Annotated in this window: 12 protein-coding genes and 3 tRNA genes; 7 read left to right on the plus strand and 8 right to left on the minus strand. The window is 65.5% G+C overall.

The annotated features are described in order from the left end of the window. Together BGO62_RS07710 and BGO62_RS07715 are read right to left on the minus strand one after the other, a co-directional pair. A partial coding sequence (locus BGO62_RS07710; RefSeq protein ID WP_296640932.1) for an ABC transporter permease occupies positions 1-2,206 on the minus strand: 2,206 nt, incomplete at its 3' end. Then, positions 2,203-2,922 carry an ATP-binding cassette domain-containing protein gene (locus tag BGO62_RS07715; protein WP_296640935.1) on the minus strand — a complete coding sequence of 240 codons (720 nt, stop codon included), beginning with the start codon at positions 2,920-2,922 and terminating at the stop codon, positions 2,203-2,205. The genes BGO62_RS07715 and BGO62_RS07710, both read right to left, overlap by 4 nt. 27 nt (positions 2,923-2,949) lie before the next feature. Between BGO62_RS07715 and BGO62_RS07720 the strand changes: the two genes are divergently transcribed. Beyond that, positions 2,950-3,570, plus strand: coding sequence for an arylesterase (locus tag BGO62_RS07720; protein WP_296640938.1), 621 nt, complete (start codon positions 2,950-2,952; stop codon positions 3,568-3,570). Beyond that, a complete protein-coding gene (locus BGO62_RS07725; RefSeq protein ID WP_296640941.1) occupies positions 3,567-3,956 on the plus strand; it encodes a YchJ family metal-binding protein in 390 nt (129 codons plus the stop codon). Before BGO62_RS07720 ends, BGO62_RS07725 begins: the two co-directional genes overlap by 4 nt. Positions 3,957-4,038: 82 nt before the next feature. Here the strand turns inward: BGO62_RS07725 and BGO62_RS07730 are convergent. The 3 genes from BGO62_RS07730 to BGO62_RS07740 form a co-directional block, all read right to left on the minus strand. Continuing rightward, positions 4,039-4,114, minus strand: a tRNA-His gene (locus BGO62_RS07730). A 35-nt stretch (positions 4,115-4,149) separates the two neighbouring features. Beyond that, positions 4,150-4,226: transfer RNA gene (locus BGO62_RS07735), tRNA-Arg, on the minus strand. Between the two features lie 44 nt (positions 4,227-4,270). Then, a tRNA-Pro gene (locus BGO62_RS07740) sits at positions 4,271-4,347 on the minus strand. 133 nt (positions 4,348-4,480) lie between these two features. Between BGO62_RS07740 and folD the strand changes: the two genes are divergently transcribed. Beyond that, on the plus strand, positions 4,481-5,335 hold the full coding sequence (folD, locus tag BGO62_RS07745; RefSeq protein WP_296640944.1) for a bifunctional methylenetetrahydrofolate dehydrogenase/methenyltetrahydrofolate cyclohydrolase FolD: 855 nt from the start codon (positions 4,481-4,483) through the stop codon (positions 5,333-5,335). An 80-nt stretch (positions 5,336-5,415) separates the two neighbouring features. Here folD and BGO62_RS07750 read toward each other — a convergent pair whose 3' ends face one another. Next, complete coding sequence (locus BGO62_RS07750) at positions 5,416-6,174, minus strand: HAD family hydrolase (protein WP_296640946.1); 759 nt, start codon at positions 6,172-6,174, stop codon at positions 5,416-5,418. Positions 6,175-6,258: 84 nt separating this feature from the next. Between BGO62_RS07750 and dksA the strand changes: the two genes are divergently transcribed. Both dksA and BGO62_RS07760 read left to right on the plus strand, forming a co-directional pair. After that, entirely contained in the window at positions 6,259-6,678 is a 420-nt protein-coding gene (gene dksA / locus BGO62_RS07755) for an RNA polymerase-binding protein DksA (RefSeq protein ID WP_296640947.1), read from the plus strand. 53 nt (positions 6,679-6,731) lie between these two features. Then, complete coding sequence (locus BGO62_RS07760) at positions 6,732-7,175, plus strand: hypothetical protein (RefSeq protein WP_296640948.1); 444 nt, start codon at positions 6,732-6,734, stop codon at positions 7,173-7,175. A 43-nt stretch (positions 7,176-7,218) separates the two neighbouring features. Here BGO62_RS07760 and BGO62_RS07765 read toward each other — a convergent pair whose 3' ends face one another. Next, on the minus strand, positions 7,219-7,437 hold the full coding sequence (locus tag BGO62_RS07765; protein ID WP_296640950.1) for a hypothetical protein: 219 nt from the start codon (positions 7,435-7,437) through the stop codon (positions 7,219-7,221). Between the two features lie 354 nt (positions 7,438-7,791). Further along, the gene (locus BGO62_RS07770; RefSeq protein WP_296640951.1) at positions 7,792-8,019 is read right to left on the minus strand and encodes a hypothetical protein; all 228 of its coding nucleotides are present in this window, start codon (positions 8,017-8,019) and stop codon (positions 7,792-7,794) included. 171 nt (positions 8,020-8,190) lie between these two features. Between BGO62_RS07770 and BGO62_RS07775 the strand changes: the two genes are divergently transcribed. Together BGO62_RS07775 and BGO62_RS07780 are read left to right on the plus strand one after the other, a co-directional pair. Next, a complete protein-coding gene (locus BGO62_RS07775; protein ID WP_296640953.1) occupies positions 8,191-8,859 on the plus strand; it encodes a response regulator in 669 nt (222 codons plus the stop codon). Next, on the plus strand, positions 8,856-9,412 hold a 557-nt coding region (locus BGO62_RS07780), incomplete at its 3' end, for a sensor histidine kinase N-terminal domain-containing protein (RefSeq protein WP_296640955.1). The genes BGO62_RS07775 and BGO62_RS07780, both read left to right, overlap by 4 nt.

Below are 9,412 nucleotides of genomic sequence, written 5' to 3' on the forward strand. Positions count from 1 at the left end.
GCAGGAAACCCAGCAGCAGCTGAATCGCGCCGATGATCTGGGCAAACACGGCTTCGATATTGGCGATGAGCTTGTCGAGCGCGAGCACGGTGATGCCGGGGAAGGTTTTGACGAAGCCGGGCAGCACGCGGGTCGCCTGCGGCGGCACGTAGACGCTGGCAATGGCGCTGGCGGGCAGGGCATCGAGCTGGCCGGGGGCGAAAATCACGAAGAAGTTGGGCTGCATCGAATCCCACTTCACGCTGCGCAGGCTGGTGATGCGCGCGGCGAGCGTCTGGTCGCCGACCTGGAAGCCGAGCAGGTCGCCGACCGCAAGGTGCAGCCGTTCGGCCATGCCGGATTCGACCGAGATTTCGGCGGCGCGACGCTGGCCGTGCCAGCGTCCGTCCAGCACGGCGTTGTTGGCCGGCAGGGTGGCGGTCCAGGTGAGATTGAGCTCGCGCCGCAGGGTGTTGCTGTCGCGCGCGTCCGCGGGCAGCGTGTCGGCGATCGGCACGCCGTTCTTGCTGACCAGGCGGCCGCGCACCATGGGATAGAGCGCGGAGGCCTGGAGGCGATGCTGCGATAGATAGGCAGCCACCGCTTGCTGCTGCTGCGGCGCAATGTTCACCAGGAAGTAGTTGGGTGTGTGCGGCGGCAGTTGCTGGCGCCAGCCGGCGACGAGATCGCTGCGCACCAGCGCCAGCAAGGCCACCAGGAACAGCGCCAGGGTGAAGGCGCCGAGCTGCAGCGTGCTGTCGAAGCGGTGGCGCAGCAGCTGCGCGAGACCGAAGCGCAGCGGGCCGTGTGCCATGCGCTGGACGCCGCCCCCGGCCAGCAGCGCCAGCCGGGCCAGCAGGATCAATACCGCGGCCAGCACGGCCAGCGCGCCGACGAAGACGCCGACCAGCCTGGCGTCGCCCGCATACCAGGCAATCAGGAACAGCAGCGCGGACCCGCTGACGGCCGCGCTGGCCCACGCGGCCACCGGCAGCGGCGGCAGCTCGCGCCGCAAGACCCGCAGCGGCGGCACGCGGATCAGGCGCATCAGCGCCGGCAGGCTGGCACCCGCCAGCGCCAGCAAGCCGCTGGCGACGGCGGCGCCCACCGGCGCCAGGCCGAGGGCAGGCAGGCGGGTAGCCGCCTCGGGCAGGATCAGCAGCGCCAGCGCCTGCTGCATCAGCGCGCCGACCGCCACGCCCAGCATGCTGCCCAGGAGACCCAGCGCCAGCAGCTGGACGGCATAGAGGCTGCGCAGCTGCGCAGCGGTGGCGCCGAGGCAGCGCAGCAGCGCCGCCTGATCGTAGTGGCGCAGCGCGTGGTGGTGCGCGGCGACGGCGATGGCGGCCACCGACAGCAGCAGGCTGATGAGCGCGGTGAGCTGGATGTAGCGGTCGGCATTGGCGAACGCGCCGCGCAGGGTTTCGACGCCTTCGCGCGAACCGATGAGGCGCTGGGTGCTGTCGAGCCGTGGCTTGAGTGCCGTGCCGAAAGCCGCGAGCTGCCCGGGCTCGCCCGCAAACTGGTAGAGGTAGGTGACGCGGCTGCCGGGCTGCAGTACCCCGGTGCGTCCGACTTCGTCGGCCCGCATGAATACGCGGGGGGCAAGTCCGAATACGCCGCCGAGCTGTCCCGGTTCTTCGGCCACCACGCCGGCGATGCGGAAATGCGCTTCGCCGATCTGCACCCGATCGCCCACGCTGGCCGACAGCAGCGGCAGCAGCGAAGGCTCGACGTATATCGCGCCCGCCGGCGGCTGCGCCGGGCGCGGCGTGCCTGCGGCGAAAGGGCGCGGAGCGATGCGCACCGCACCGCGCAGCGGGTAGGCGGCGTCGACTGCGCGCAGGGTGGCGAGCTGGAAAACCTCCCCCCGGGTGACCATGCTGGAAAATTCGAGCGCCTGGCTGGTTGCCAGCGAACCGGCCCCGGGCGCGCTGTCCCCGGTGGAAAGGACAGGCCAGGTCTCGATCGGGCGCGGGCTGGTGACCAGCAGGTCGGCACCGAGAAAGCTGGCGCCCTGTTCGCTCATGGCGCGCTTCAGGCGGTCGCCGAGAAAGCCGGTGGTGGCGACGCTGCCGACGCCGATGATCAGCGCCAGCAGCAGCACGCGCCATTCGCCGCTGGCACGTTCGCGCTGCAGCAGCCACAGGCCGAGCCGGATCACCCGTAAAGGGTACGTCGGCGGGGACCCCGCTGCCGCGCAGCGACCCTTGCGCAGGAAGTTCATGCGACGCGCCCCGCGAGCAGATGCAGCCGGCGCTGGCAGCGCGCTGCCAGCGCGTCGTCGTGGGTGACCAGGATCAGGGTGGTGGCGGCAGAGGCATTGAGCTCGAACAGCAGTTCGATGATGCGCGCGCCGGTGTCGGCGTCGAGGTTGCCGGTGGGCTCGTCGGCAAACACGATTTCGGGATCGGTGGCGAAGGCGCGCGCGATGGCGACGCGTTGTTGTTCGCCGCCGGACAACTGGCGCGGGGTGTGCGCCGCGCGTGCGGCAAGGCCGACGCGGTCGAGCCAGTAGGCGGCGCGTTCGCGGGCGGCGGGATGGCCCGCCAGTTCCAGCGGCAGCAGGATGTTTTCCAGCGCAGTCAGCGCAGGCAGCAACTGGAACGACTGGAACACGAAGCCTACGCGGCCGGCGCGCAGGCGGGCGCGGGCGTCCTCGTCGAGATCGTTGAGGCGCTGGCCGAGCAGGAAGACTTCGCCGGCGGACGGCCGGTCGAGTCCCGCCAGCAGGCCCAGCAGGGTCGATTTGCCGGAGCCGGAGGCGCCGGTGATGGCCAGCGTCTCGCCCGCTTTGACGGCAAGCCCGACATCGTCGAGGATAGTGAGCACGCCGTCTGCCGTGGCGACATGCTGCGACAGGGCGCGTGCGCTGACGACGCCGGGCGGTTGCAGAGAACGGGTCGACTCAGCGGGGAACCGGGCGCGGGCTGGAGACGTCATTGAGATGGGCCAGGTTAGGATGAGTGAATGAATTATCGCGTATGGGTGTTGCTGCTGCTGTTGCTGCCAGGCTGGGCAGCGGCGGGCTCGTGTTCCTTGTTGATTGTCGGCGACAGCCTGAGTTCCGGATACGGCCTGGCAAACGGTTCGAGCTGGGTGGATCGGCTCGATGCGCGATTGAAAAAAACCGCGCCGGACTGGCGCGTGATCAATGCCAGCGTGAGCGGCGACACCACGCAGAACGGCCTGCAGCGCCTGGCGCCCGCGCTGGCCCGGCAGCGCCCGCAGGGCGTGCTGATCGAACTGGGCGGCAACGACGCCTTGCGCGGCACGCCGCCCGAGGCAATCCGCAAGAATCTGCTGGGCCTGGTGCGCCAGGCCAAGGCGGCCGGCGCATGGGTGGTGTTGCTGGAAGCGCCGGTGCTGCCGAATTACGGCAAGGCCTATGCCGACGCGGTCGCGAAGCTGTACGGCGAGGTGGCGCGTGCGGAAACGGTCACGCATGTACCGTGTTTCGTCTGTGCGGCCGGCACGCAGCCGGGCATGATGCAGGCCGATGGCATCCATCCCAACGAAAAGGCCCAGGCCGGTATGCTCGACGCCGTGTGGCCGTACCTCAAACCGAAACTGCGCTGCCCGGCGAAATGAAGATGCTTGACCCAGCCTGCGCCTGCGGATCCGGGCATACCTATGCCGCCTGCTGCGGACGCTTTCACGCCGGCGAACCGGCGCCGGATGCGGAAACCCTGATGCGCTCGCGCTACAGCGCCTATGTGCATGGCCTGGAGCCCTATCTCCTGGCTACCTGGCATGCCGCTACCCGCCCAGCGGCGCTGGAACTCGATGCCAGCCCGCGCCCGCAATGGCTGGGGTTGGCAGTGAAGGCGCATGTGCCGTCGGACGCCAGCCATGCCGAGGTGGAATTCATTGCGCGCTACAAGCTCAATGGCCGTGCGTTCAAGCTGCACGAAGTGAGCCGTTTCGAGCGGCTGGACGGGCGCTGGCTGTATGTCGGCGGCGAGATCCGCGAATAAGGGCGGGCATCGCGGGGGGCGGGCGGCGCACAAGACAAAGCCCGCTGGCGCGGGCTTTGTAGCGGCTTCTAATCGAATAAGGTGGGGTGGATGATGGGACTCGAACCCACGACAACAGGAATCACAATCCTGGACTCTACCAACTGAGCTACATCCACCATTGGTGTCGCCAGCATGCTGGCAACGAAAACCTTGGCCTGCCCGACAGGAATCGAACCTGTAACCCCCAGCTTAGAAGGCTGGTGCTCTATCCAGTTGAGCTACGGGCAGAGACTCACTATCTCGGGCGCGATCTCTTACTTGTCGGATAGGGGTGGTCGGGGTGAGAGGATTCGAACCTCCGACATCCTGCTCCCAAAGCAGGCGCGCTACCGGGCTGCGCTACACCCCGAAATCCTGTCGGCGCTTCAAGGCGCATTTCGGAGAGGCGAGACTATACCGCGGCGAATCGGCCGGGTCAATTTCCACTTGAGTATGGAGGGTGATTTCCGGGAAAATCACCCTTTTGCTTCAGGGTTGTCCTAATGAGCGCACGCATTCTCGACGGCAAGGCCATGGCCGATACCATCCTCGCAGTGGTCCACGACAAGGTGGCCGAACGCGAAGCACAAGGCAAGCGCCGTCCCGGCCTGGCGGTCGTGCTGGTCGGCGACGATGCCGCTTCGGCGGTGTACGTGCGCAACAAGAAGCGCGCCTGCGAGCGGGCCGGCGTGGCCAGCATCTCGCACGATCTGCCGTCTGCCGCAACACAGGATCAATTGCTGGCGTTGATCGACCAACTCAACGCCGACCCGGCCATCGACGGTATCCTGGTGCAGCTGCCGCTGCCCGCGCACATCGAAGCCGAGACGGTGATCGAGCGCATCCGCCCGGACAAGGATGTCGACGGCTTCCATCCCTACAACATCGGCCGCTTGGCGGTGAAGATGCCGACGCTGCGGCCCTCCACGCCGCGCGGCATCATGACGTTGCTGCGCGCGACCAACGAGGAACTGCGCGGCAAGAATGCGGTGATGGTCGGCGCCTCCAACATCGTCGGCCGGCCGATGAGCCTGGAACTACTGCTGGCCGGCTGCACCATCACCGTCTGCCACAGTGCCACGCGCGATCTGGAAAGCTTCGTGCGCTCGGCGGAAATCCTGGTGGTGGGGGTGGGCAAGCCGCGCATGATCCCGGGCGAGTGGGTGCGCGAGGGGGCGATCGTGATCGACGTCGGCATCAACCGGCTGCCCGATGGCAAACTGGTCGGCGACGTCGATTTCGATTCCGCTGCGGAACGCGCCAGCTGGATCACTCCGGTACCCGGTGGCGTCGGCCCGATGACCGTGGCGACCCTGCTCGAAAACACGCTCGAAGCCGCGCTGATGCACAATCCCTAGGGGTCAGGGGTCAGGGGTCAGGGGTCAGGGGTTAGGGGCGCTCATTCCCTGAGTTCAGGCCCCTGAATCCTGTTGTTGGTTCAGCCGCGATGCAGCGCCCGTAAATAAGCCACGTCGACGAACGGCTGGTCGAGATCGGCGCCGGCAAGCCGCCGGTTGGGCGCGTCGGGGTCGCCGAGGTCGGACAGCACCACGGCGGCGCCGCTGAAGTCGTGGTCCAGCGTGTAGTCGTTGACCGTGATGAGCGTTTTCAGGCCGGCGCCCAGGCTCGCGCGCAGGCCATTCTCCGAATCCTCGAAGGCCAGGCAGTCGGCCGCGCCGAGTCCCATTTTCTGCAATGCGTAGTGATAGATGTCGGGCGCGGGTTTCTTCGCCGGAACGATATCGCCTGCGGCGATCACCTCGAACCAGTCCGGCGTGCCGGCACCCAGGCTGTGTTCCAGCAGCACGGTGACGTTTTCCGGAGTGGTGGTGGTGGCGATCGCCAGCCGCAGTCCGGCGGCACGCGCTTCGACCAGCAGACGCTTGACCCCGGGCCGCATCGGAATGCCGCCGCGCGCGGCGAGCGTCGCGTAATGCCGGGTTTTGGCCTGATGCAGATCGGCCACCATTGCGTCGAAATTGTCCGGCTTTCTATAGTCCGGCCGATAGTGGTCGATATAGTGTTTCATCCGCTCCTTGCCGCCTGTCACGGCGAGCAGTTTGCCGTAGAGGGCGACGTCCCAGTGCCAGTCGAGACCGGCATCCTTGAACGCTTGATTGAAGGCAGGACGGTGGCCGTCGCGTTCGGTGTCGGCAAGCGTGCCGTCAACGTCGAAGAGTAGGGCGTGTAAGGTCATATGGGTTGCGGCAGTTAAATGATTCTGTTATTAAGTCGGGTTGGGTTTTTCCCTGGATGAACCGAAATTTTCAAAGGGAACGAGATGGCTGAAACTTTGACGCGCTTTGAGCCTTACAAGGCCAAAAAAGGCGAAGAATACATGAACGAAAAGCAGCTCGCGCATTTTCGCAAAATGCTCGAGTCCTGGAAAGCCGAGTTGTCGCAGGACATCGACACCACCCTGCATTCCATGCAGGACGAGCAGACCGTCTTCGCCGATCCCAACGATCGCGCCACCCAGGAATCGGACATGGCGCTGGAACTGCGCAATCGGGACAGGGAGCGCAAGCTGATCAAGAAAATCAACGAGACCGTCGCCAAGATCGACAGCGGCGATTACGGCTACTGCGAGTCCTGCGGCGTCGAGATCGGCCTGGAGCGCCTGCAGGCGCGGCCGACCGCCACCCTGTGCATCGATTGCAAGACGCTCGAGGAAATCCGCGAGCGCCAGGTCGCCAAGTAAGCCTGGCGTACCGGGTTGTCAGGTTATTTCCGATTCACAAGCTGATCCGCGCCATGGCAGATACCGACGAGTTCGACCGTTATTACAATGGGCTGCTGTACAGCGTGATGCGCTGGGATCAGTTGACGGCATTTTGGCAAAAAGTGGATGCCGGGGCCGGCTGGTATCTCTATGCGGTAGGCCAGCAGGTGCCGCAGGCGCCAGCTGCTGCCGACAAGGTGCAGCAGTTCATGCGCGAACTGGATGAACTGCTGCGGCGCGAGCATCACGAAGATTACTGCGCGATCGTTTACGCGGACAATCTGGATACGCCCAGCTTCATCAAGATCTACGATCCCAATCATCTCGGCAGTTCGTGTGGATCGAGCGCGACCAAATCGTCGATCCTGCCGGGCTGGCTGATGAGCCGCATGCCGCCGCGCGAACTCGAAATGCGCGGAGTGGTGACAGGCCAGCGCAAACGCTGGTGGCAATCGTTTCTCGATAATTCGGCATAAAAAAACCGCGCCCGAGAGCGCGGTTTTTTGCAGCCGTGAAGAATTACTTCTTGGCGGGTACGGCAGGCATGGCAGCAGCGTCAGACTTCTTCGCTTCGGCCTTGGCAGCGTGCTTCTTGGCTTCTTCGGCCTTCTTGGGTGCGGCAGCGTGCATATCAGCCGCAGGCGCGGCGCCGGCGGCGGGGGCGTCGGCAGCGACGGCGGACATGCTGAACGCGCCGGCAATAGCCACGGCGACCAGGGAAGACATCAGTTTGCTCATCAATTTCTCCAGTGTGATCAAGTAGGGTGCCATGCAATCGCAGGCTGCAACTGCATGCCGCCACTATGCAGCGCCATGCTTACACGAACCTTACTAAGGCTGCCACCGAGCTTCCGCCCGTGATGCGTTTCGGGCTGGATGGACGGGATCTGCCGGGTTTCGGATAAAGGGGCTTGCCGCGCGATCGCTCGTGCGGACAGCCGCGATGCGCCCGGCCTCAGCGAGATCGGGGATCCCAACGGCGGCTCTGTAGGATGGGACGCATGCCTTCGCGCGAGCCCGCAGTGTGGCGCGGTGACGCTCCGGCATAAAAAAACCGCGCCCGAGAGCGCGGTTCGCTGCGGCCCGGAAGGATTATTTCTTGGCGGGCTCGGCAGGCATGGCGGCAGCATCAGACTTTTTCGCTGCGGCCTTGGCAACGTGTTTTTTGGCTTTATGGGCCTTCTTGGGGGCGGCGGCGGGTTTCTCGGCCGCGGAGCTGGCGCCGGCAGCGGGGGACGCGGCCGTGTCGGCTGCGATAGCGGACATGCTGAACGCGCCGGCAATAGCTGCGGCGACCAGGGAAGACATCAGTTTGCTCATCATTTTCTCCTGTGTGGTCAAGTGTAGGTTGCCATGCAATCGCGGATTGCAACTGCATGCCGGCCACTATGCGGCGCCACGCTTACAGGAACCTTACGAAAGCCGGCTCGGGCGGGTATTTTTGATGAGCATTTCGTGTGCGATGGGCACGCTTTGTGTCAGACTTTTGGCATGAAAATCCTGCTTGTGGAAGACGATCCAACCCTGGGCGAGGCGGTCATGCTGGCAACCCGGCAGGCGGGTTTTGCGGTCGACTGGAGCCGGGATGGCGTGCAGGCGGAAAACGCGCTGGCGGGGTATGCCTACGACGCCATACTGCTCGATCTGGGGCTGCCACGGCGCGAGGGGCTGCAGGTGCTGCGCAACTTGCGGAAACGTGGCGCGACCCTGCCGGTGATGATTCTGACTGCACGCGATACGGTGGAGGACAGGGTGCGGGGGCTGGATGCCGGCGCCGATGATTACCTGCTCAAGCCGTTTGCTCTGGATGAATTGCTTGCGCGATTGCGCGCCCTGCTGCGCAGGGCGCATGGCGTGGCCGATACCCTGATACGCATCGGGCGCCTGAGTTTCGACAGTGTCAATCGGCAGGCCTGCATTGGCGAGGCGCCGCTGGTGTTGTCCGCACGCGAGGTGGAAGTGCTTGAGATCCTGCTCCATCATGCCGGGCGCGTCACGGCCAAAGAGGCCATCGCAGACCGCCTGACCGGCTGGGATGACGGCGTGGGGGAGAATGCGGTGGAGGTCTACATCCATCGCTTGCGCCGCAAGCTGGAAGGCTCCGGCGTGGCGATCCGCACTTTGCGCGGCCTCGGCTATCTGCTGGAGGCCGAGCGTTGAATCGGGAAAAGCGGCAAAGCCTGCGGCGGCAACTGATCATCCGCATGCTGGCGATGATGTTGCCGCTGTTCATTCTGCTGTGGGCCATTGCCTATTTTTCCAGCCAGTATTTCATCAATGCGGCGTTCGATCGCTCGCTGATGCGGCGAACCTTCGCGCTTGCAGATCGGGTTGAGGTGCTGCATGGCCGGGTACAGGTGGATTTGCCGGTCGCCGCGCGCGAATTGCTGGTGTTCGACCAGGAAGACCTGTTGTTTCACAGCATCACCGGCCCGGACGGACGGGTCATCGAGGGGGAGCGGGATATGCCGCGTCTTCCCGCGCGAAAGCTGCTCAAACCCGGCCAGCTGATCGTCTACGACGGCGTCAAGGATGGCGCGAAAGTCCGGGTGGCGGCATTCGCGCTTTCACTCAAGGGCACCAGCGCAAGCGGTGCGGCGCTGGTGCAGGTGGGGGAAACGCTGACCCGCCGTTCGGTTCTGGCGGGGCGCGCCACGCTGGCGATCGTGATTCCGATGCTGCTCATGACGCTGACGGCGGCGGTTGCCATCGC

The organism is Thiobacillus sp. 65-1402, from assembly GCF_001897685.1.
GTDB lineage: Bacteria > Pseudomonadota > Gammaproteobacteria > Burkholderiales > Thiobacillaceae > Thiobacillus.

What these genes read in the sequence shown, in the direction of transcription:
- BGO62_RS07725 (WP_296640941.1), top strand. Translation starts at nt 3,567, where the DNA reads ATGAAGATGCTTGACCCAGCCTGCGCCTGCGGATCCGGGCATACCTAT.
- BGO62_RS07750 (WP_296640946.1), bottom strand. Translation starts at nt 6,174, where the DNA reads ATGACCTTACACGCCCTACTCTTCGACGTTGACGGCACGCTTGCCGAC.
- BGO62_RS07770 (WP_296640951.1), bottom strand. Translation starts at nt 8,019, where the DNA reads ATGAGCAAACTGATGTCTTCCCTGGTCGCCGCAGCTATTGCCGGCGCG.
- BGO62_RS07720 (WP_296640938.1), top strand. Translation starts at nt 2,950, where the DNA reads ATGAATTATCGCGTATGGGTGTTGCTGCTGCTGTTGCTGCCAGGCTGG.
- BGO62_RS07715 (WP_296640935.1), bottom strand. Translation starts at nt 2,922, where the DNA reads ATGACGTCTCCAGCCCGCGCCCGGTTCCCCGCTGAGTCGACCCGTTCT.
- BGO62_RS07775 (WP_296640953.1), top strand. Translation starts at nt 8,191, where the DNA reads ATGAAAATCCTGCTTGTGGAAGACGATCCAACCCTGGGCGAGGCGGTC.
- dksA (WP_296640947.1), top strand. Translation starts at nt 6,259, where the DNA reads ATGGCTGAAACTTTGACGCGCTTTGAGCCTTACAAGGCCAAAAAAGGC.
- folD (WP_296640944.1), top strand. Translation starts at nt 4,481, where the DNA reads ATGAGCGCACGCATTCTCGACGGCAAGGCCATGGCCGATACCATCCTC.
- BGO62_RS07765 (WP_296640950.1), bottom strand. Translation starts at nt 7,437, where the DNA reads ATGAGCAAACTGATGTCTTCCCTGGTCGCCGTGGCTATTGCCGGCGCG.
- BGO62_RS07760 (WP_296640948.1), top strand. Translation starts at nt 6,732, where the DNA reads ATGGCAGATACCGACGAGTTCGACCGTTATTACAATGGGCTGCTGTAC.